The sequence below is a fragment of the Vibrio coralliirubri genome (assembly GCF_024347375.1).
GTDB lineage: Bacteria > Pseudomonadota > Gammaproteobacteria > Enterobacterales > Vibrionaceae > Vibrio > Vibrio coralliirubri.
Map to the genome: position 1 here is coordinate 1,202,254 of NZ_AP025470.1, position 22,398 is coordinate 1,224,651.

At 43.2% G+C, this 22,398-nt stretch carries 20 protein-coding genes; 9 read left to right on the forward strand and 11 right to left on the reverse strand.

Translation table 11 applies throughout. The features are described from left to right. Positions 1-292 precede the first annotated feature (292 nt). From OCV20_RS05700 to OCV20_RS05710, 3 genes are all read left to right on the forward strand, one after another. Positions 293-613 (forward strand): hypothetical protein, encoded by a 321-nt coding sequence (locus OCV20_RS05700; protein ID WP_086775546.1) that lies wholly within the window; start codon positions 293-295, stop codon positions 611-613. A 133-nt stretch (positions 614-746) separates the two neighbouring features. Next, positions 747-1,187, forward strand: coding sequence for a hypothetical protein (locus OCV20_RS05705; RefSeq protein WP_086775545.1), 441 nt, complete (start codon positions 747-749; stop codon positions 1,185-1,187). A 283-nt stretch (positions 1,188-1,470) separates the two neighbouring features. After that, positions 1,471-1,926 (forward strand): hypothetical protein, encoded by a 456-nt coding sequence (locus OCV20_RS05710; RefSeq protein WP_086775544.1) that lies wholly within the window; start codon positions 1,471-1,473, stop codon positions 1,924-1,926. 33 nt (positions 1,927-1,959) lie between these two features. Here the strand turns inward: OCV20_RS05710 and OCV20_RS05715 are convergent, their stop codons facing one another. Together OCV20_RS05715 and OCV20_RS05720 are read right to left on the reverse strand one after the other, a co-directional pair. Beyond that, positions 1,960-2,292 (reverse strand): DMT family transporter, encoded by a 333-nt coding sequence (locus OCV20_RS05715; protein ID WP_086775543.1) that lies wholly within the window; start codon positions 2,290-2,292, stop codon positions 1,960-1,962. A 12-nt stretch (positions 2,293-2,304) separates the two neighbouring features. Next, positions 2,305-2,523, reverse strand: coding sequence for a hypothetical protein (locus OCV20_RS05720; RefSeq protein WP_086775542.1), 219 nt, complete (start codon positions 2,521-2,523; stop codon positions 2,305-2,307). Positions 2,524-2,925: 402 nt separating this feature from the next. Between OCV20_RS05720 and sohB the strand changes: the two genes are divergently transcribed. After that, complete coding sequence (gene sohB / locus OCV20_RS05725; RefSeq protein ID WP_009849001.1) at positions 2,926-3,987, forward strand: protease SohB; 1,062 nt, start codon at positions 2,926-2,928, stop codon at positions 3,985-3,987. 198 nt (positions 3,988-4,185) lie between these two features. Here the strand turns inward: sohB and OCV20_RS05730 are convergent, their stop codons facing one another. From OCV20_RS05730 to OCV20_RS05740, 3 genes are all read right to left on the reverse strand, one after another. Next, positions 4,186-5,748 (reverse strand): SpoVR family protein, encoded by a 1,563-nt coding sequence (locus OCV20_RS05730; RefSeq protein ID WP_086775541.1) that lies wholly within the window; start codon positions 5,746-5,748, stop codon positions 4,186-4,188. Positions 5,749-5,759: 11 nt separating this feature from the next. Continuing rightward, complete coding sequence (locus tag OCV20_RS05735; RefSeq protein ID WP_017062133.1) at positions 5,760-7,031, reverse strand: YeaH/YhbH family protein; 1,272 nt, start codon at positions 7,029-7,031, stop codon at positions 5,760-5,762. A 126-nt stretch (positions 7,032-7,157) separates the two neighbouring features. Further along, positions 7,158-9,092, reverse strand: a complete 1,935-nt coding sequence (locus OCV20_RS05740; RefSeq protein ID WP_048607448.1) for a PrkA family serine protein kinase — start codon at positions 9,090-9,092, stop codon at positions 7,158-7,160. A gap of 354 nt (positions 9,093-9,446) precedes the next feature. On the opposite strand from OCV20_RS05740, the gene OCV20_RS05745 reads away from it, so the two are divergent. Beyond that, complete coding sequence (locus OCV20_RS05745; RefSeq protein ID WP_086775540.1) at positions 9,447-10,202, forward strand: MipA/OmpV family protein; 756 nt, start codon at positions 9,447-9,449, stop codon at positions 10,200-10,202. Positions 10,203-10,382: 180 nt separating this feature from the next. On the opposite strand, the gene OCV20_RS05750 is transcribed toward OCV20_RS05745, so the two are convergent. The 6 genes from OCV20_RS05750 to OCV20_RS05775 all read right to left on the reverse strand — a co-directional run bounded on the left by OCV20_RS05750 (position 10,383) and on the right by OCV20_RS05775 (position 18,371). After that, positions 10,383-10,952, reverse strand: coding sequence for an outer membrane beta-barrel protein (locus OCV20_RS05750; protein ID WP_086775539.1), 570 nt, complete (start codon positions 10,950-10,952; stop codon positions 10,383-10,385). Positions 10,953-11,428: 476 nt separating this feature from the next. Beyond that, positions 11,429-11,929: a YfbU family protein gene (locus tag OCV20_RS05755; protein ID WP_017066932.1), complete on the reverse strand. Its 501-nt coding sequence runs from the start codon at positions 11,927-11,929 to the stop codon at positions 11,429-11,431. A 221-nt stretch (positions 11,930-12,150) separates the two neighbouring features. Then, positions 12,151-12,891: a pyruvate formate lyase 1-activating protein gene (gene pflA / locus OCV20_RS05760; RefSeq protein WP_010437353.1), complete on the reverse strand. Its 741-nt coding sequence runs from the start codon at positions 12,889-12,891 to the stop codon at positions 12,151-12,153. A gap of 164 nt (positions 12,892-13,055) precedes the next feature. Beyond that, positions 13,056-14,045, reverse strand: coding sequence for a lipid A deacylase LpxR family protein (locus OCV20_RS05765; RefSeq protein ID WP_086775538.1), 990 nt, complete (start codon positions 14,043-14,045; stop codon positions 13,056-13,058). A 200-nt stretch (positions 14,046-14,245) separates the two neighbouring features. Then, positions 14,246-16,522, reverse strand: coding sequence for a formate C-acetyltransferase (gene pflB / locus OCV20_RS05770; RefSeq protein ID WP_048607440.1), 2,277 nt, complete (start codon positions 16,520-16,522; stop codon positions 14,246-14,248). 307 nt (positions 16,523-16,829) lie between these two features. Further along, entirely contained in the window at positions 16,830-18,371 is a 1,542-nt protein-coding gene (locus OCV20_RS05775; RefSeq protein WP_086775537.1) for a DUF3360 family protein, read from the reverse strand. Between the two features lie 791 nt (positions 18,372-19,162). On the opposite strand from OCV20_RS05775, the gene OCV20_RS05780 reads away from it, so the two are divergent. The 4 genes from OCV20_RS05780 (at position 19,163) to OCV20_RS05795 (ending at position 22,340) form a co-directional block, all read left to right on the forward strand. Beyond that, complete coding sequence (locus tag OCV20_RS05780) at positions 19,163-19,933, forward strand: ABC transporter ATP-binding protein (protein WP_004736532.1); 771 nt, start codon at positions 19,163-19,165, stop codon at positions 19,931-19,933. A 136-nt stretch (positions 19,934-20,069) separates the two neighbouring features. Further along, positions 20,070-20,840 carry an ABC transporter substrate-binding protein gene (locus OCV20_RS05785; protein WP_017066930.1) on the forward strand — a complete coding sequence of 257 codons (771 nt, stop codon included), beginning with the start codon at positions 20,070-20,072 and terminating at the stop codon, positions 20,838-20,840. A 79-nt stretch (positions 20,841-20,919) separates the two neighbouring features. Next, positions 20,920-21,660: an ABC transporter permease gene (locus tag OCV20_RS05790; protein ID WP_017066929.1), complete on the forward strand. Its 741-nt coding sequence runs from the start codon at positions 20,920-20,922 to the stop codon at positions 21,658-21,660. 2 nt (positions 21,661-21,662) lie between these two features. Continuing rightward, the gene (locus tag OCV20_RS05795; protein WP_017062123.1) at positions 21,663-22,340 is read left to right on the forward strand and encodes an ABC transporter permease; all 678 of its coding nucleotides are present in this window, start codon (positions 21,663-21,665) and stop codon (positions 22,338-22,340) included. The last annotated feature ends 58 nt before the right edge of the window (positions 22,341-22,398 follow it).

Below are 22,398 nucleotides of genomic sequence, written 5' to 3' on the forward strand. Positions count from 1 at the left end.
GTTAATTGATACCCTTATCAATATTGATTCGATAATCGTAATAATATTATTCCGACTCACATTCGTCTTTTTGAGTTTTACGAAGGATGGTAGGTTCATTTTTGATTTTAATTGTCAGGTTTGTGTTAATTGGTTTCGTTTGGGGTGCTACATGGGAGGTTGCTTGTGTGGTTATGATGCTTTCAGGGTGTTAGTTGAATCGATGGTGGGTGCTTGGTGGCTCCTACGTCGTTGAATAAATCAAAAACAAAGCCATCGCCTTTTCCTGATGGCTTTTTTGTGTCTGGTAATTATGAAAACTGAAACCAAAATTTATCTTATTAACCTTGTAGCGCTTATTGTAGCCATCGCGATGGTAAATGTGATACTGCGGCGCAGCGAAGATAGCAGAAGTGAGCAGTTGAAAGTCGATATCGTTTCAAATGTCAATTATCTCACCGGCGCTGTTGCCAATCTTCACTCATCCGTTGAGGACTTTAAGCTATCTAACCAAAACATGCAGGGGCAGTTAAGCACTCTCATGGGCAGCAAATGGAGCTGTTTAGTCGCGTTAATCGTGCTGAAAGTGACATTAAGAGCTTGCGTAGTGAAATGCGCGAAGAGATTCAGATAATTGAAGAGAGGATGGGGAAATGGGCAAGCAGCAATACGAATACTTCACCGAGGCAGAACTAAGCTGCAAGTACTGCGGCAAGTCGAACCCAAACGCGTAAGCAGAGCAAAATCTAATGGAAAACGTGGATTACATGCGTGATCTATTAAATTTTCCTTTGCCGGTATTTTCTGCTTACCGTCTGCTCAAGCAAAGAAGCCCTAACATGGCGCAAGAGAAGCTAATTCAGAAAACAACTGATCTAGTCGAGCAGGTTCACTTTAACTACAAAGCTAGTAATCGAGCGCCTTTTATGCGTAACCAAAGCATGAAAGTTATCACTCATTTCTGGCTATACAGTCAGAATATGGCGTATTTCCTTGGTCGAAACGCTTCACTTGCACTCAACATGAGCAAGTTCCAGAGCGCAGTAGAGAAGCACGAAGCGCGTAGAACGTTCGCTGCTTTTGCTGCAGTTGGTTTTGTAATGTTTGGTGTTACTGGTATGCCAGGGGCAGGATTGCTAATTGATATACTAAGTGCTGCTTTAAGTGATGATGAGCCGGTAGACGCAAAAATCGAGCTTCGTAACTAGTTAACAGATGTTATGGGTTCTCGATGGGCTGCGACGATAACTCTAGGGCCATTGTCTGTTGGTACTGGTTTAGACCTGCAATCGCGTACTAGCGTGAGTGATTTGTTTGTCCGTACCTTTGATTCACCAAGATCGTTCACTGACTTAATGAGGTCTACGCTAATAGCTTCGGTGGTCCTACATTGAGTTCTCTATCAAGTTACGGCTAAGCGGTTGATAAGTTCAAGCAGGGCAAGGTCTACGATGGTGTTGCAAAGCTGTCGCCACTGTTCATCAAAACGTAATGACCGCTTTGAAGTGGAGTGACATGTTTGGTGAGGGGGCAAGTAAAACTGCTTCTGGTGCTGCGATTGTCGATAACTTCACTGCAGGGGAGATATTTGGCAAGAGCTTAGGATTTAACCCTCTAGTGCAGTCAGAAACTCAAAAGCATAGATTTGCTGTTAAGGCTAAAGAACGTGGCATAGAGGACAGGCGAACAAGCTTGATGGAGCAATTCACACAGGCCGCTAAAGATTATAATCCAAAAGCCAAAGATAAGAGCCTTTGTGAAATCCGTGAGTTTAACAAACGCAATCCGCCTAAATCGCTAACCGGTGACAAATTGAAGCAAAGTGTTAAGAGTCGAATTTCTGGTGCTGCTAAAGCGACTGGTGGCCTTTACCTTAAGAAATCGTCAGAGTATCTAAGGGAAGAGGGCAGGGTTGCTGATTACGGTATTAGGAGGGATACTCCATAACTACAAAAAAGGCCGCTATATGCGGCCTTACTTTTAGTGAGCTGAAACGCTCGAGAACACGTTGATTACACAGACTCCGGTAACAATTAATGCTATGCCTATTAGAGCTGCAGCATCAAGTTTTTGCCCGTACAAGAGCCAAGAGGTGCCAGAAATAAGAACAATACCTATCCCAGACCACATAGCGTAAGAGATACCTACGGGTATGTGCTTTAACGTCAAAGACAAGAAGTAGAACGCTACAGCATATCCAACAACAACAATTGCTGATGGTGCTAACTTAGTGAACCCCTCACTCGCTTTTAAAGCAGAAGTAGCAATCACTTCTCCAACAATCGCGATTAATAGAAACGTCCAGTGTCCCATGTTTTTCCTCATTTAATATGCCGCGAAATGCGGTCTTTGTTTGTTAATCAATAATTGCAACACAGCCATAAGGCCAGCACCAACCAATACAGGGAAGTACCATTGATACTTTCTCTTTTCGTATCTTCCTTGCCAGTGCATTAGTTCGCGTTCTGTAATGAGCTTATTAACGGAAGCTTCATGCGATAGCTTCGCTCTAAGCTCTAGAATCTCTTTGTCTTTATCGAACACATAAACATCTGTATTGATTATGTGACGATATAGCCAACAGAAAAGCTAACAACCGCAAGAATAAGCATAATTAAAAATGCGTTATTTGATATCCATTGGCCTAGACCTCCAAGAACTTCGAGCTTCACGACACCACCAACAAGTAGCCAAGCTAATATGATCAGGCCTAGCCGCAGTTAAATTATACTAGTTAGTGATTTAGAAGTGAAATGTTACAATGCGGTGTGGCTAGCGTATTAGCGATTCCTAGTATTACGTTTGTGTGCCTAGTATTAAACTTGAATTAGGCATAAATGTAGTCAAAAATGGTATTTTTGAAACTTATTGAATTATCACGACCCCTTATGCCAAAAGGCTTTAACGGGTTCGGGTGTTAAACTTTTTATATTTGGGGATGTGACATTGGAATTTTTGTTGGACTACGGCTTGTTTTTAGCCAAGATTGCGACCGTTGTAATCGCCATCATCGCAATTTTAGTGATTGCTAAATCTGTGGGTGGGAAATCAAGCGCGATTAAAGGTGAGCTGGAAATCACGAACCTATCTGAACACCACAAACAGACGATTGAACAATTAGAGCACCATCTACACGATGATGCTTTCATCAAAGCCCGTGATAAAGCAGAAAAGAAAGCGGAAAAAGAGAAAGTAAAATCACGCGGTAAAGAAGTGAAGAAAGCAGCGAAAGAGGGTGAGCTTGATAGCAAGCGTGAACCACATCTATTCGTTCTCGATTTTAACGGCAGCATTGATGCGAAAGAAGTGGCTTCATTACGTGAAGAGGTAACGGCGGTTCTGGCTGTGGCTCGTGAAGGTGATGAAGTATTGCTTAAACTTGAGTCTGGCGGTGGCATGGTTCACGGCTATGGTTTAGCGTCTTCTCAACTTGATCGTATCAAAGCGGCAGGTTTGCCTCTGACTATCTCGGTAGACAAAGTCGCAGCAAGTGGTGGTTACATGATGGCATGTATCGCAGACAAAATTGTATCTGCACCGTTTGCTATTGTTGGCTCTATTGGTGTTATCGCTCAACTGCCAAACTTCAACAAACTGCTTAAAAAGCACGATATTGAGTTCGAACAGTTAACGGCGGGTGAGTACAAACGTACATTAACTATGTTTGGTGAGAACAGCGATAAAGCACGCGAGAAGTTTAAAGAAGAGCTAGAAGAGACACATGGCCTATTCAAAGACTTCATCCGTGATCATCGTCCTGCGTTAGATCTTGAAAAAGTAGCAACGGGTGAACACTGGTTTGGTACACAAGCACATGAACTTGGGCTGGTGGATGAGATCAGCACTTCTGATGATTTAGTCGTAGCGGCATGTAAGGACAAAACAGTTCTAGCGATTCACTACGTACAGAAGAAAAAGCTTTCAGACAAACTAGCGGGCGTGGCAGGTAAATCTGCAGACAGCGTGCTGATGAAGCTGATTGAACGCGGTCAAAAGCCGATTGTTTAAGCTTATTCTGTTTTAGCTCTAGTATCTAATTCTAGGCTTAGTGCCTTACGTTCATTTACAGACGTTTGAGCCTTAAAAAGAAAGCGCATAAGTCATCAGACTTATGCGCTTTTTTATTGCTCCACTTCCGAGCGGGTGACCACTATGTTGTAGGGGGAGCGGAGTTTTATACCAAGCACTGACTTACTGTGATTGATATTAAATCTTGGCTCCATAATCATTACGTTTTGGACAAGTCGTCAGAATCTCTCTATGACCCGTGTCTTTGAGCTCTTCCAAAATCACATCAAAGCCCCACAAGCGATAAAGATGCTTCATCACTTCGTCGTAGCCTTTATCAAGCGGGATACGGTCATGAGGCACATATTGCAGTGTCATTGAACGGTCACCACGAACATCGACATTAAACACCTGAATATTCGGTTCAAGGTTACTTAGGTTGTATTGTGCCGCAAGCTTCTCACGAATCAGGCGATAGCCCGGATCATCATGAATGGCACTTACCTCAATGGTGTTTTTACGGTCGTCGTCGAGTACAGAGAACAGCTTAAAGTCTCGAATGATTTTTGGAGAAAGATATTGGCTAATAAAGCTTTCATCTTTGAAATTGTGCATCGCAAAGTGCACCGCTTCTAACCAATCACTTCCTGCCAGATCTGGGAACCATTCTCGGTCTTCATCGGTTGGTTCTTCACAGATGCGTCGGATGTCTCTAAACATCGCAAAGCCAAGCGCATAAGGGTTTATTCCGCTGAAATAAGGGCTATTGTAGGCGGGTTGTGCGACGACACTGGTATGGCTGTGTAGGAATTCTAAGATGAACTTATCACTCACCAAGCCTTCGTCGTAAAGATGATTAAGAATGGTGTAATGCCAGAAGGTTGCCCAGCCTTCGTTCATCACTTGAGTTTGTTTCTGAGGGTAGAAGTATTGGCTCACCTTGCGAACAATACGAACACACTCACGCTGCCAAGGTTCAAGCAGTGGTGCGTTCTTCTCGATAAAGTAGAGAATGTTCTCTTGAGGCTCGCTAGGGAAGCGGATCTTGGTCTCTTCTTCCTTACTTTTATTCTGAGGAACGGTTCGCCAAAGCTCATTCACTTGAGATTGCAGATAAGCTTCACGTTCTTCTTGTCTTGCTGTCTCTTCTGCAATGGAAATCTTCTCAGGGCGTTTGTATCGGTCTACGCCGTAATTCATCAGTGCATGGCAAGAATCAAGGAGCTGCTCGACCTCAGCGACGCCATATTTCTCTTCACAACCACTAATGTACTTCTTAGCGAACAACAGGTAATCGATGATGGAACTGGCGTCGGTCCATGTTTGGAACAGGTAGTTGCCTTTAAAGAAAGAGTTGTGGCCGTAACAAGCGTGAGCCATTACCAGCGCCTGCATTGTGACCGTGTTCTCTTCCATCAGATAAGCGATACAAGGATCGGAGTTGATCACGATTTCGTACGCCAAGCCCATTTGGCCATGCTTGTAGTTTTGCTCGGTTTGAATGAATTTCTTACCAAATGACCAGTGGTTGTAATTGATCGGCATACCAATGCTCGAGTAGGCATCCATCATCTGTTCTGAAGTAATCACTTCAATCTGGTTTGGGTAAGTATCTAAACGGTAATGCTGAGCCACACGCTTAATTTCTACGTGGTATTTCTCCAAGAGGTTGAATGTCCAATCTGGACCATCAGGCAGCATCTTGTCGTTTTTCTTCTCTGCAGCTTTGTCTTTCTCTGCAACGTTTGATTTCGCTGTCATGGCAAACTCCCTTACGCTGTCTCTTTCTGGAACAGTTCTCTAAACACAGGAAAAATATCATCCACCGTTTTAATGTTTTTCATGGCGAAGTTGTCAAAGCTACTCTCGAGTTTTTCGTATTCGTGCCAAAGCGTTTGATGAGAGCGGCGCGTTATTTCGATGTAAGAGTAATATTGGCAAGTTGGCAGAAGCGTATTGACCAGTAACTCTTTACAACGAGGAGAGTCATCAGCCCAGTTATCGCCATCAGAGGCTTGTGCTGCATAGATGTTCCACTCATTCGCAGGGTAGCGGTCTGCGACGATTTCCTTCATCAATTTCAATGCACTCGAAACAATGGTGCCACCGGTTTCTTGTGAGTAGAAAAACTCATGTTCGTCGACTTCTTTAGCCTGAGTATGGTGACGAATAAACACAACATCGACGTTTTCGTAGGTGCGGTTTAAGAACAGATACAGAAGAACATAAAAGCGCTTCGCAATATCTTTTGTGGCCTGATCCATTGAGCCGGACACATCCATTAGACAGAACATCACGGCTTGGCTAGATGGAATAGGGCGCTTCTCATAGTTTTTAAAACGTAAGTCGAAGGTGTCAATGAACGGCACGCTTTCAATCTTTTTACGTAACTCGGCAATCTCTTCTTTGAGGCGACCCTCTTCAAAAGGTTGCGCCGGCTCCGTCATTTTAACTTGGTCAAGCTGCTCCATCAGTAGGTTCAGCTCGCGCTTTTTACCTGCTGTCATCGCGGTTCTACGAGCAAGAGATTGCTGTAGTGAACGAACGATAGCGATGTTAGATGGAATCCCCGCGCTTTGGTAACCAGAGCGGTGAGTTTTCCATTCGGTGATTTTATTGACCTGATTTTTCTCTAGATTAGGTAGAGCTAAATCTTCAAAGAGAATATCAAGATACTCATCTTTTGAAATTTGGAAGGTAAATTCATCTTGGCCTTCGCCATCTGGGCTTGCGTCGCCTTGGCCTGAGCCACCACCTTGACCGCCACCTTTAGGGCGTTCGATTTTATCGCCAGTGATGAACTGATCATTACCTGGGTGAACGCGCTCTCTAACGCCGCCTTGACCTTGGTGAAAGTTTGGCTCTTTGATGTCTTTATGGGGAATAGTGACGTCTTCACCCGTTTCAGTATTGGTGATTGAGCGTCGGTTGACTGCATCGGCCACAGATTCTTTGATTTGCTCTTTATGGCGTCGTAAGAAACGCTGTCTATTCACAGCACTCTTATTTTTGCCATTGAGCCTCCGATCGATAAATTGTGCCATAAGAACTCCCTCTCAGCTGATGTCGCGATCCTACTTTTTATTCGGGTATAAGAGTAATTGGTTTATTGGATATAAAAGTTATTGGTTTATACGAGCTGCTCAGTTGAGCAGCTCAATACCGTTTAGTTATGAGGATTTACGAACTCTTAGGTACCACTCAGATAGCAGTCTCACTTGTTTCTCGGTGTAGCCTTTTTCCATCATACGAGCAACGAAGTCGTCATGTTTTTTCTGATCATCCGTTGAGGTCTTAGCATTGAACGAAATAACAGGAAGTAGCTCTTCTGTGTTAGAGAACATTTTCTTCTCAATCACAGTGCGCAGTTTCTCGTAGCTCGTCCACACTGGGTTTTGACCGTTATTGTTGGCTTTGGCACGAAGCACAAAGTTCACAATCTCATTTCGGAAGTCTTTAGGGTTACTGATACCGGCGGTTTTCTCGATTTTCTCTAGTTCACCATTCAGAGAAGCACGGTCAAATAGCTGGCCTGTTTCTGGATCGCGGTACTCTTGGTCTTGAATCCAGAAGTCTGCGTAGGTGACATAGCGGTCGAAAATATTCTGACCGTACTCAGAGTAAGACTCTAGATAAGCGGTTTGAATCTCTTTACCGATGAACTCTACGTAGCGTGGTACTAGGTATCCTTTCAAGAACTCTAGATACTTCTCAGCGGTCTCTTGAGGGAACTGCTCACGTTCGATTTGCTGCTCAATAACGTAGAACAGGTGCACTGGGTTCGCGGCCACTTCGGCTTGGTCGAAATTAAACACACGAGATAGGATCTTAAAGGCGAAACGCGTTGATAGCCCAGACATGCCTTCGTCAACGCCGGCATAATCTCGGTACTCTTGGTAGCTCTTCGCTTTTGGATCGGTGTCTTTTAGAGTCTCACCATCGTAAACACGCATTTTTGAGAACAGAGAAGAGTTTTCAGGTTCTTTCAGTCTCGATAGGATGCTGAATTGCGATAGCAGATCGAGTGTGCTCGGGGAACAAGGGGCTTTGGACAGTTCACTGTGTTCCAGCAGCTTCTGGTAGATCTTAACTTCTTCAGAAACGCGCAGACAGTAAGGGACTTTTACAATGTACACACGGTCTAGGAAGGCTTCGTTGTTTTTGTTGTTACGGAAGGTCTGCCACTCGGATTCGTTCGAGTGAGCCAGAATCATACCGTCAAATGGCAGTGCAGAAAGCCCTTCGGTACCGTTGAAGTTACCTTCTTGTGTTGCCGTTAGTAGAGGGTGCAATACCTTGATTGGTGCTTTGAACATCTCCACGAATTCCATCACACCTTGGTTGGCTTTACATAGCGCACCAGAGTAGCTGTAAGCATCAGGATCATCTTGAGAGAAGTGCTCAAGTTTACGAATATCAACTTTACCAACCAGAGACGAGATATCTTGGTTGTTTTCATCTCCTGGCTCTGTTTTCGCGATCGCAACTTGATCGAGAATAGAAGGGCGCAGTTTGATGACTTTGAATTTGGAAATATCACCGCCAAAATCGTGCAGACGTTTTGCTGCCCACGGAGACATAATTGAGCGAAGATAGCGTTTCTCAATGCCATATTCGTTCTTCAATAAGTCGCCGTCTTCGTTAACATCGAATAGACAGAATGGGTGATCGTTTACTGGGCTTCGTTCACCGTCAGCAGACAATACATAGATTGGTAGTTTCTGCATCAGGGCTTTGAGTTTTTCAGCGAGAGAAGATTTACCACCGCCCACAGGGCCAAGTAGGTAAAGGATTTGTTTACGTTCTTCTAAACCTTGCGCAGCATGTTTTAAGTAAGAAACAATCTGTTCAATCGCATCTTCCATACCGTAGAAATCTTTAAACTCGCTGTAGCGTGAGATGACACGGTTCGAGAAAATACGACTCAGTTGAGGGTCTTGAGCGGTGTCAATAACCTCTGGTTCGCCAATGGCTAGTAATAAGCGCTCGGCAGCATTAGCGTAAGCACTTTTATCGTCTTTACACAGCCCTAAGAACTCTTGCAATGTCAGCTCTTCTTCCTTGGCTGCTTCATAACGTGATTGATAGTGGTCAAAAATACTCATAGTCACATTCCCCTTGTTAACCAGTCAAAACTGACGAGCGATTGAAAAATAGGCTCTCCCTACATTTTAAGGTTAGACCCGCTTCCACAATTTTGCTTAACAATTATGTATTTATTTACAATTTTGCGTGTGAAAAACGTGGCGAGCGCAATAGGCAACTTGAGGCGCGTAGAATCAAATTATTTTACATTCGAGGGGATCTGGCCGTTTGTTTTGAGATTTTAGGTCGCTTAATAATACTCACAATGGATTTATGTGTATTAGATGTATAACTGGGCTCTATTGATCTTTTAGAATGAAGTACCATATAATGCGCGACGTTATCAAAAATTGCTCAATAAATAGGTAGATGTAGTGAAGACTAATGGGTTAAAAATAGTGGCTATCAGTGCTGCGTTAATGGCTTCAACAACAGCACATGCAAGAATCTCGCAGTGGTCATTGGGTGTTGCCGCCTCTTATTCTCCTGCTGTTTATAAAGATACACCATCAAACCGTGCCGTGATCCCTATGATTGGTTATGAAGGTGAGCACTTCTTTATGCGTGGTTTCAGCGCTGGTTATCGCTTATTACCAGCAGGCTCACCGCAAAACATCGTATTTCGAGCGGTTTATGATTCAAGAACATTAAAGCCGGGTGATTCCGATAACGTCGATATTCAAAAGTTGGATGAACGTGATGCCTCGATATTGGGCGGTATCAGTTATCAAGTGATCACTCTGGTTGGTATGTTTGAAGCGACTGCGGGTTCGGATTTAGGCTTTAAGCACAACGGTATTTATGCGGAAGCAGCATGGCGTCTACCTATTCGTCGTAATGGCTGGGCGATTACCCCATCTATTGGTTACGCCTACAACAGCGAGCGTTTGAACAATCATTTATATGGTGTGAGTTCAGCTGAAGCGGCAAGAACTAACTTAGATGAATTCGACGCAGACTGGGATGGTCAGTACTTTATTGGTTTAGGTGGCTATCTGCATGTTACGCCGAACGTTCGAGTGACAGGTGGCGTTCGTTATACCAACCTTGAAGGCGATATTGAGAATAGCCCAATACTTGAAAGTGGCATCAACATGGCCGCCAACGTCGGTGTGGCTTACGTTTTCTAGTTGCTTTGTTTTTTCTCTTTGTGTACGAACATTAAAAAAGGGTTACTTATGATGAGTAACCCTTTTTATTTATGCGAAGTACAGGCCGATGACAACAAGAATCGGAGCAAAGAAACGCATTGTATGGCTAGATTTAGCACTCATCAGCTCAATTGATGTAAAACCTTCCTGCTTCATACGTTAGAAAGTGAAACCAGCTTGTAGAGCTAGAGTGGTATCACTGTCTAGGTTTAGACCACCTGAGCTGAAGTCGTACCAATCAAAACCGACACGCGCCATAAACTTTGAGTTACCAAACATTGGTTGCGCAGACTTAAATTCAGCACCGATGCCGTAAGTTGCCCCCCACTTGCTATCTGAATGCTTGTTATTCACTGAACCATCTTTATCAGTAATCGTTGATTTAGAATTAAAGTTTGAGTAAGCAACACCAATTTTACCGTAGATAGCAAAAGATTCATCGAAACTATATTTATACATTGGCGCTAGAGACATTTTGAAGTGTTGGTAATCGCCCTTGTGCTTAGTTAGGTCGCCGTTTGCGTCTGAAGTAACATCGCTGATATCTGAATCGATGTAATTCATCGTTGATTCTAGATAAAAGTTTGTATCAAGAATTTGTGAACCAACAGTGAATTGTGCGCCTGTGTCGTCTTCGTTAATGCCAACGCCGCCAAGTACGTACATTTCGTTAGCTGCGAAAGCTGAAGTAGACATGATAGCTAGTGATGCAAGGATGAATTTTCTCATTTTGTTTATCGCTCTGGTTAATAAATTTCGGGGGGAATTCTAGCTATCTTATTTAAAATAAAAAACACCGTTCAAAATCGAGCGATGGTTTTTAATTTGTATTAAAGGTTTCGAAGTGGGATTAACAAAGATGAATGAACTAATTGTTTGTAAATACTAGGTTTTTGTTCGTTGGTTAATTGTCGATATCAGAGAAATCAATTGGAAATGGTTCAATATTTAATATCTTATCTTTATGATTCATTCGCGTTTCTGTATCTGAAGTACACTTTTTATCCACATCGCTTCATAAGTCCCGTTTTCTGTTTGTGAATATTCACTATCTACATACATGTGACGTCAAATGTCGGTACTGCTTACGCTTTCTAGTTGCTTTGATTTTGCTCTTTGTGTGCGAACATTAAAAAAGGGTTACTCATGATGAGTAACCCTTTTTCTTGAAACTTTTTAAAAGTTATCGCTGATCTATTAACGTATTAAGCGCTAAAGATTTGAGATAGCTCTGTCGCACATAGGTGGTACTGACGAGGACAGTTGCGCCATGTTGTTAGCATGCGACGATACTTCTCTAGCATTGGCATTTGGCTATTGAAGTGGTGATCGGCTTTGTCGAATTGAGGGTAAAGACCTTCAGAATCAACAAGGAAACGCACGTAATGTACGATCTGCGCTTCAGAAGCGATATCAAAACCTAAGAACTGCAGGCGACGTTGATCTACTTCAGCACGTTCTTGTTCTGCAAGCATTTTGTTCGACTCTTGCATTGCATGGTACATCTCCATGATGTCGATAATTTCGCGACATTCTGCTTCAGTCAAACAACCAAACTCTTTATTAAGCTCACGCATTTGGAGTTCGTAACCACGTTCTACAATCGTTTGTAGACGTTGGTATTTAGCGGAGTTCTCAGGATCCATTTGAGACATTAGGTAGTATTGATTTGATAGAATTAGACGCTGAGCATTGGTCATTTCCATGGGAGGAGCCTCACTAAAAAACTAAATGTTGTATTCTTTTGTTGCAGTAAGAGTAACAGCATTCCTACGAGTGGAAACATGATCTCAACACGGATTTAATATGATTTTTTGAATTGATAAACAAAAGTTGTAAAGAAAAGTGAAAGGATTGGTATAACCATAAAAGAAAACGCCCCAATCGAAATTGAGGCGTTTGAAAACACTATGAACGTAGGTCTAGATTAGTATTTTACGTTTGAATGGTACTGGCTAAGAACAGCAACAATCTCGTCCATTTTCTCTTTGCTTGGCGGATTTGTACCTTCAAGAGGGTAGTCAAAACCAAGTGCTTCCCACTTATGTGCACCAAGCTTATGGTATGGAAGAAGTTCTACTTTCTCGATGTTGTCCATGTCTTTGATGAATTCACCTAGCAGATGAGCATCTTCAGGTGTATCTGTGTAGCCAGGGACAATCACGTAACGAATCCAAGTTTTCTTACCAATTTTGTGCAAGTAGCGCGCAAAATCCAGAGTGCGTCTGTTTGATACACCAATGAAATCATGGTGAATCTCATCTCGCATGTGCTTAAGATCGAGCATTACTAGATCAGAGGCTTCTAGGACTTCATCAACCACTTCAGTGTGCTTACGAATGTAGCCATTAGTATCAAGACAAGTGTGGATGCCTTCAGCTTGAGCTGCGCGGAAAAAGTCACGAACAAACTCAGGTTGTAGCATCGCTTCACCACCAGAACAGGTGATACCACCGCCCGATGCTTTCATGAAATGACGGTATGATTTTGCTTCGTTGATGATCTCTTCGACCGTTACTTCCTTTCCGTCATGAAGATCCCATGTATCACGGTTATGACAGTACATACAACGCATTAAGCAGCCTTGAAGAAACACAATAAAGCGGATACCAGGGCCATCGACAGTACCACAAGATTCGAATGAGTGAATGCGACCAGTTGTAGACATGAGCTATTCTCGTAGAGGAATTTATACCGTTTATTTTATTACAAAAACGGTACATAAAATAGGGTCAAATGGTAACGAGACCTTTAAAAATAAAGGCAACCACCTGTGAAGATAATTGCCTTTATTAAACTTGAAAAGTAAAGGACGACAGCCCTTACTGGTGGCTAGAAGAATGCAAACATTGTGATACCGCCAGTGGTGTACACTGACTCTTTCGCTTCTTCGTAATCCGGTGTTTTTGCTGTTAGCGCGAAAGAGGCACCAACGTATTGGTTATACCAAGCCACACCAAGCACAGCAGTCGCCTGAATGTTCTCTAAAGTGACATCGTATTGTTCTGGATTCGGCCAATTATCTTCGATTTCAGAACGATCGCCTTCGATAGTCAGATCGTTGAATCGGTAACGACCTTCAAGGCCTGCATAGGTAAACCAACCAGCGTTTGATGCGCCGATCATGCCCGGTTTGAATGGGTTTTCTGTGGTGATGTTAGCTGCACCAAAGTTACCGCCTAAGTCCGTACCCCAGCGGAACATAAAACCAGTCGAGATATCACTTCTAAAGTTACCGACGTTGATTTCTGAAACGTTAGAGATTTCGTAGTCAGTATTCGCAAGAGCTTGATTACGCATTAAGTTGAAATGGCTTAGGTAACCAACGCTTCCCGCCCACTCATCATCAACTTGGTATTCCCAACCCATCGGCTCATCCGACTTAGTGATTGAGTGAACCAGCTTTTGAGCGTCTTCTGACAGCGCGCGCTCGCCCGTGGTACCAAACGTGATATTAAAACGTTGGGCTTGCTGTGGGTTTAAGCTGATGTAATTGAATTCAGTGTGTAGGTAACCTGCGTATGGACGATCATTAGCCGACGGTGTTTCTAACTCAATGTCAGAAGGGGTGTACATCTTGTGGCCAATGGTGATTTCCCACTTGTCTAGAGAGCTTGCGCCCCAGTAAGAAAGGCTCAGTGGTTTTACCCAGTTATATGGCGTAATACTTGATGATGTGTAACCCAGAAATAAGCCGTTGGTATAGTCTTGGTCGACACCAAAAATACCATCATTATCTAAAGCAAAAGTTAACGTAGAACGCTCAGAGGCTAAAGATGAGAAAGAGAGAAGAATCAGGGGTAAACAACGCAGGTATTTCATGGAGCAGTTACTCTTAAATTATGAACCGCGATATTACCGTAATTTGACAGAATTTGTGGAAAAAAAGTGAATGACAGGGTGCTTTTTTGCTCAACCTAACATTTCGCGGGATAGGTGAGAGCAGTGCGATTTATTTCAGATATAAAAAAGCCCCGCACATTGGCGAGGCTAATATTATTTACTGTCTATTGAGCGTGAGCTTATAGAGACTCAGTAAATGTACGTGCGATTACGTCAGCTTGTTGCTCTGCAGTTAGAGAGTTAAAGCGAACAGCGTAACCAGATACACGGATTGTTAGCTGAGGGTATTTCTCAGGGTGCTTAACTGCGTCTTCAAGAGTTTCGCGGTTAAGAACGTTAACGTTAAGGTGTTGACCACCTTCAATGCCAGCTTCGTGGTGGAAGTAACCATCCATTAGGCCTGCAAGGTTAGCACGTTGGCTGTCTTGTTCTTTACCTAGTGCGTTTGGCACGATAGAGAACGTGTAAGAGATACCATCTTGTGCGTCAGCAAACGGTAGTTTACCTACAGACGTTAGTGAAGCTACAGCGCCTTTCTCATCACGACCGTGCATTGGGTTTGCACCAGGAGCGAAAGGAGCGCCAGCACGACGACCGTCTGGAGTGTTACCTGTTTTCTTACCGTAAACCACGTTAGACGTGATAGTAAGAACTGACTGTGTAGGGATAGAGTTACGGTAAGTCTTAAGCTTACGGATCTTGTTCATGAACGTAGAAACTAGTTCACAAGCAATATCATCTACACGAGAGTCGTTGTTACCGTATTTAGGGTAATCGCCTTCGATTTCGAAGTCAGTTGCGATGCCATCTTCGTCACGGATTGGTTTAACAGTCGCGAACTTGATTGCAGACAGTGAGTCAGCTGCAACAGATAGACCAGCAATACCACAAGCCATTGTACGACGAACGTCACGGTCATGAAGAGCCATTAGAGACGCTTCGTAGCTGTACTTGTCGTGCATGTAGTGAATGCTGTTTAGCGCAGTCACGTATTGCTTAGCTAGCCAGTCCATGAAGTGATCTAGACGGTCCATTACTTTATCGTAATCAAGAACAGCGTCAGTCATTGGAGCTTCTTTAGGACCAACTTGCATCTTAAGTTTTTCGTCCACACCGCCGTTGATTGCGTAAAGCATTGTTTTCGCAAGGTTAGCACGAGCACCGAAGAACTGCATTTGCTTACCAACGATCATTGGAGATACACAACAAGCGATAGCGTAATCATCAGACTCAAGGTCAGGACGCATTAGGTCATCATTTTCGTACTGGATAGAAGAAGTATCGATAGATACCTTCGCACAGAAACGTTTGAAGCCGTCAGGTAGTTGCTCAGACCAAAGAACAGTGATGTTTGGCTCTGGAGAAGGACCCATAGTGTATAGAGAGTTTAGGAAACGGAAGTTCGAACGCGTTACTAGCGTACGACCGTCGATACCCATACCACCCATAGACTCTGTTGCCCAGATTGGGTCGCCAGAGAATAGCTCATCGTACTCAGGAGTACGTAGGAAACGAACCATACGCAGCTTCATTACGAAGTGGTCGATCATTTCTTGTGCTTGGTCTTCTGTGATTTTGCCAGCAGCGATATCGCGCTCGATGTAGATGTCTAGGAAAGTCGAAGTACGACCTAGAGACATTGCAGCACCGTTTTGAGATTTAACAGCAGCTAGGTAGCCGAAGTAAGTCCACTGAATAGCTTCTTGAGCAGTTTGAGCTGGCTCAGAGATATCGAAACCGTATTTCTCAGCCATTTGCTTGATTTGACCTAGAGCACGATGTTGCTCAGAGATCTCTTCACGCAATTGCATTGTTGCAGCAAGATCTTCGCCGTTCTCGAAACGCTCTTGTAGAGAAGCGAATTGAGCAGCTTTATCTTTCATTAGGAAATCAATACCGTAAAGTGCAACACGACGGTAGTCACCAATGATACGACCACGGCCGTAAGCATCAGGAAGACCAGTCAGAACACCAGACTTACGACATTTTAGGATATCAGGAGTGTAGATATCGAAAACGCCAGCATTGTGTGTTTTGCGGTATTCTGAGTAGATTTTTGAAACCATTGGGTCAAGAGTTTCACCGTATGCTTTACAAGAACCTTCAACCATACGTACACCACCGTTAGGGATGATTGCACGTTTTAGTGGCTTCTCAGTTTGTAGACCAACGATAGTCTCAAGATCTTTCTCAATGTAACCTGCATCGTGAGCAGTAATGGTAGAGATAACAGAAGTATCGAAATCTACAGGTGCTTTAGTTGCGTTTTCCTGTTTGATACCTTCCATTACCGAAGACCAAAGCTTGTTAGTTGCTTCAGTACCCTCAGAAACTAGGAAAGACTCGTCGCCTTCATACGGCGTGTAGTTCTTTTGAATGAAATCACGAACGTTTACTTCGCTTTGCCACTCACCTGCAGCAAAATCTTCCCAAGCTTTAGCAAATTGCTCTGCCATGACATACCTACCTTTTTAGTAGAAAAAATACGTACATTAACACTGTTGAGCCAGCGCCCCTCGTAAGGGTAGTACACTCTTATTAATAACAATATATATGAGCATATAAGCGTCATATGGTTATATATATTGTCACTACTTTTTATATGTTGTCTTTACTCTATGAATTCAAGACTACGCTAAAAAATTCCTGCAAACCTTAAACTAAATCAATAAATGCCAAAAAAAGTTGAAAAAATTTGAGTGACAGGGGTTGCCACCCAAACTTTTTTTTAATCCTAATACTACTTTTGTGTAGTAAGGACCATTATAGCCAAGCTTTTAGGCCATATTGACTTTCTAGCATACCAACTGCAAGCATTGCTACTAGACAGATAACTAAAACGCCAACTGGGATAACAATCTTATCTACAAATGATAGACGCTTCGCACGCTCTTTATCACCAATTAGACCGTTATTATCTAGAAGCATAGTCAGTGCCCATGCTAATACTGGGTTAACAACCGCTGAACCGAAGATACAGATACCAGCCGCTTGAGAATCTTTAGAATCCTTAACCATTTGCATACCCGCTTCAAGTAGAGGTAGAGATACACCTACAAGTAGCGCAACACGCATCACTGGTGGCCATACTGCTACGTCCATTGGGAAACCAAGAATTGCAACAATAATACATAGAGAACCAAGCAAGATTGCGCCACCAGGAATTGGACGTTTCGCGATTGCTGCTGGGATCATGTACGTACCCCAAGAAGATGTGATGTTACCACCACCAACTGCAGTACCCACCATCTGACGAACAGAACACATAGTCATTGTGTCATCTACGTCCATTAGTACTTTTTCAGAACGTTTAGGGTAGTTAAGTTCTTGGAAGATACGGTGACCTAGGAAGTCAGGTGACCACATTGCTACAGCAAGGATTGCAAATGGTAGAGATGCAATGAAGTGTTCAACGTTTGGCAAGCCAAGCATCCAACCTTCAGAAGTAGAACCCCACCAGTAAACTGGGTTTAGGTTTGGAATACCCATTTCAGTTTCGAATACGATATCGAAGCCAGCACCTAATATTAATGCAATAGCAAGGCCTGTGAATGCACACACTGGGATAGCTAACCAACGCTTGTTCACTTTTGCTAGGAAAGCGTAGATAGCAATAGTAATAGCAAGAACGATTAAACCAACGTAACCCATGCTGCCCGCTTCAACAGTAGAAGATTGAAGACCAACCGCCCATTCTTGAATCGAGTTGATTTGGCTCATGGTACCCGTTAGGCCTAAGAAGATAAGCAAGCCACCAGCGGTACCTTCAGAAGTAAGGTTAACCAGCTTGGAGCCGCCTTTTAGGAAACTTAGGATTAGACCGAAGACACCGATAAGGATTGCCAATGCAAGAGGGTGAGCACCAGCTAGGGCGATGGTACCAATAAGAGGAATCATTGGGCCGTGGTTACCGGCAAGGTTTGCTTTAGGGTTAAAGAAACCAGAAGCAAGGATACAGAACAGCAGTGCAGGGATAAGCATTTCTACACGAGCGACTTCAATCGCAAACTCTTTACCAAGGTTTACGTGATCCCAAGCTTGAGTTAGGCCATCAGCCCAAGACATCATTACTGCAGAGTACATCGCGATGATACCAATGGTACCAGCAAGTGCAGGAACAAGGTCTTCAAGTTCAAAGCGGAAGTCACGACCTGGAAGGTTAAGACCGAAGCGGCGAGGCTTCATGATTTGCAGCTCGTGATCTAGATAATCTGAGCGGCTCTCAAATTCAGAAGCAGGGCGGTGTAGCTCTTTATAGCTTTTCTCTTCTACTTCAGAGTTCGCATTGTTCACAACGTCTGACATAGATTCCTCATATTTTATGTTAGTAATTCTAAAATTGAATTCTATAAGTTCGCGTAATTGCGTTATTTCTTAGTTATAACTCATTAACATTATGTTGCACGATTTTGATGTGCTTTATGCAGCTAAGTTAAAAGAAATGTTTGGCATTTTTAATGCCTTATTCTTTGCTGGGGAGTCTAACAAGCTTACCCTTTAGGGTGATTGATCTTGATCACTTTATGAGTGTATGTGAAAGAAAGCTACAAAACGCAGCGATTCATTAACTTCCCATTGATGAATCGTGTAATTAGTTTTCACAAACTGTCGTTTTCTTATCTTCTCCGAGCCTTTACCGCTATGGCATTGGCTGAATGCTTTATGTTTACTGAGTTATCTCACTATTACTCGCTTGTCCCACGCTCTGAGTAAAATACTTACAATGTAATAACCTTAAAATAATTGTGCCTTATGGTGAGGTTGGTGTGCTGAATGCGTGCGCTATATTTTGTCGACAGTAATGTTTATAAGTTCACAAAACGTGTTTTTCTTGTGAGACATCCAGCTACGAGAATCTCATTTTGATTAACTTTATTTAAACAATGTAAGGGGTGTAATTACAGCTTATTGATAGAACCCATTCATTAAATTGAGGCGAAAACGCTACCTTTTGCATAATAAGTCAGAGTGAATCGCTATTTATTCCAAATTATTAGGTTAATAATTTGTTGCATGTTATTCCGTGTGGTGCTAGTTTGTATCGCATGAAAAGGTCGGAGTACCTTGCATTTTCACAAACTTGGGAGAGAAAGCGCATGAAAGATGTACCAGCGCTGGACATAAAGGATCTACACAAAACGTTTGGTCAAAATGAAGTTTTAAAGGGAATTTCACTTTCTGCGCATAAAGGCGATGTAGTATCGATTATCGGATCTTCAGGGTCGGGTAAAAGTACTTTCCTTAGATGTATCAACCTTTTAGAGACACCTACCGCAGGCGAGATTTGGGTTAATGGCGAATTAATTCAAATGAAAAACAACCGCCAAGGTGTTTCTGTTCCTGCCAATGAAAAACAAGTACAGCGAATCCGTTCTCGTCTGGCGATGGTTTTTCAGGGTTTCAATCTGTGGTCTCACCTGACCGTTCTCGAAAATGTTATCGAAGCGCCTGTTCACGTCTTGGGCGTACCTAAAGCACAAGCGATTGAAAATGCAGAGTTACTACTGAAGAAAGTAGGACTGTATGAGCGTAAAGATTACTACCCGGGCCATTTGTCTGGCGGCCAACAACAGCGTGCTGCGATTGCGCGAGCGCTAGCGGTTGATCCTGAAGTTATGCTGTTTGATGAACCTACATCGGCATTAGACCCTGAGTTAGTAGGCGAAGTGCTTGGTGTAATGCGCGATCTAGCAGAAGAGGGAAGAACCATGCTTGTGGTAACTCACGAAATGGCTTTTGCTCGTGACGTATCTAACCATGTGATGTTCTTGCATCAAGGTCTAGTGGAAGAGCAGGGCGATCCAGCTAAACTGTTTACGGAACCTGAATCTGAGCGTTTACAACAATTTATCTCATCGATTTACTAATCAGAATTGAAATGCCGTTGCCAAGGTAAACAGCGACGGTGTGAACAATAAAACACAACAAGTAAGTTAATAAGTAACAACAAACACAATATTAAAACTAGCAAAACATAAAAACCTAAATCACAGGAGTAGGGATATGAAAAAGTGGTTATTAGTCGCGGCACTTGCTGCAACTGCTGCAACGGGCGTAGCTCAAGCAAAAGAATGGAAAACAGTACGTTTCGGTATTGAAGGTGCTTACCCTCCATTTAGCTGGACAGAAGCTGACGGTTCACTGAAAGGCTTCGATGTCGATATGGCTAACGCGCTTTGTACTGAAATGCAGGTGCAGTGTAAGATCGTTGCACAAGATTGGGATGGTATTATTCCTTCTCTACTTGCTCGTAAATATGATGCGATCATCGCGGCAATGTCTATCACGGAAGAGCGTAAGAAAAAGATCGACTTCACTGGTAAATACGCTCTTATCCCAAACAATTTCATCGCTAAGAAAGGTGCAGACCTTAACTTTGATGATCTAAGTGGTAAAAAGATTGCCGTTCAACGTGCAACAACGCACGATAAGTACCTAACAGACAACTACGGCGACACTGTAGAAATCGTTCGTTACGGTTCATTCGATGAAGCTTACCTTGATCTAGCTAACGGTCGTGTTGCTGCCGTACTGGGTGATGCATCTGCTCTAGAAGAAGGCGTACTAAACAAAGCTGGTGGCGAAGACTACGAGTTTGTTGGTCCATCACTAACAGATCCTAAGTGGTTCGGTGAAGGTTTTGGTATTGCTCTACGTAAGCAAGACAAAGATCTGACTAAGCAATTAGATGCTGCAATCCTTTCACTACGTGAAAAAGGCATCTACCAAGAGATCGCTGCTAAATACTTCAACTACGACGTATACGGTGAGTAATCTCTAGCATCACTTCTTAAGGGAGAGGTTCTCCTCTCCCTGTCTTACCAACTTTTTCGCAGTTCTGTTGGAATTCATTATGTTTGATTTACAAGGATATGAAGCGTCGATCCTGAAAGGGGCGGTGCTCACAATCGAAGTTGCCTTGCTGTCGCTAATTTTAGCTATGGTTCTTGGTATGCTAGGTGCCTTAGCAAAACTAGCGCCTTATCGCTGGGCTCGTGCTATCGCAACCCTCTACACAACCGTTATTCGAGGCATTCCTGATCTCGTCTTGATGATGCTGATTTTCTTTGGTGGACAAATCCTTTTAAACAACAGTTTGTATTCCATCAATGAGTGGCTCAATGAGTGGTTCACATCAAGTGATCCTAACCACGAATGGACCGCTTACTTACCTGATTATATTGATGTCAGTCCATTTGTTGCTGGTGTCTTAACCATTGGATTCATCTTTGGCGCCTACATGGCTGAAACCTTCCGTGGTGCGATCATGGCGGTTGATAGCGGTGAAATGGAAGCAGCAAAGGCCTATGGCATGGGGCCTGTTCTAGCGTTCCGTCGTATTCTATTACCGCAAATGATTCGTCACGCACTGCCGGGTTTTGGTAACAACTGGTTGGTTTTACTTAAAACTACCGCGCTGGTTTCCATTATTGGCCTAGAAGATATGGTGCGTGTTAGCGCACTGGCAGCGGGTTCAACCAAAATGCCATTTACCTTCTATATGACAGTGGCGATTATCTTCTTATTCTTCACCAGTGTTTCGACGGGCTTACTTAAGCTGGTTGAACGTAAATTCAGTATCCACGCGAGGTAGTTATGGACTTTTCATTGATAATTGAAAGCCTGCCGATTTACCTTGGTGGTTTGTGGACAACGGCTTGGATGGTTTGTGTCGCTTTGATTATTGGCTTATTCGTAGCCATACCATTAGCGATCGCTCGTAATAGCCCAAATATGCTGATTAATGCTCCGGCTTGGTCATTCATCTATTTCTTCCGTGGTACGCCATTACTGGTTCAGCTGTACCTGATTTACTACGGTATGGATCAGTTCTTCCCAGTAAAAGACACACTATGGGAAAACGCTTGGTTCTGTGCTTTGGTGGCATTCATTCTTAACACGTCAGCTTATACTGCAGAAATCATTCGTGGTGCGATTAACGGCTTACCGAAAGGTGAAGTTGAAGCAGCAAAAGCTTACGGCATGAGTACACCGAAGACTTACCGTCGTATCATTTTGCCAAGCGCTTTACGTCGCGCACTGCCGGCTTACAGTAATGAAGTCATCTTTATGCTTCACGGTTCAGCCGTTGCGGGTATCGTAACCATTATGGATCTGACAGGGGCAGCGCGTCTGGTTAACTCACGTTACTACGCTCCATTCGAGTCTTTCTTAACAGCAGGTCTGTTCTACATGGCGTTAACGTTCATCATCATCGCGATTTTCAAATTCGCAGAGAAACGTTTCCTTGCTTACCTAAGACCCCTTAGCTAATTGCATGGTATCCATATAGTTAACAAAACGGCGCTCATTGAGCGCCGTTTTTTGTATC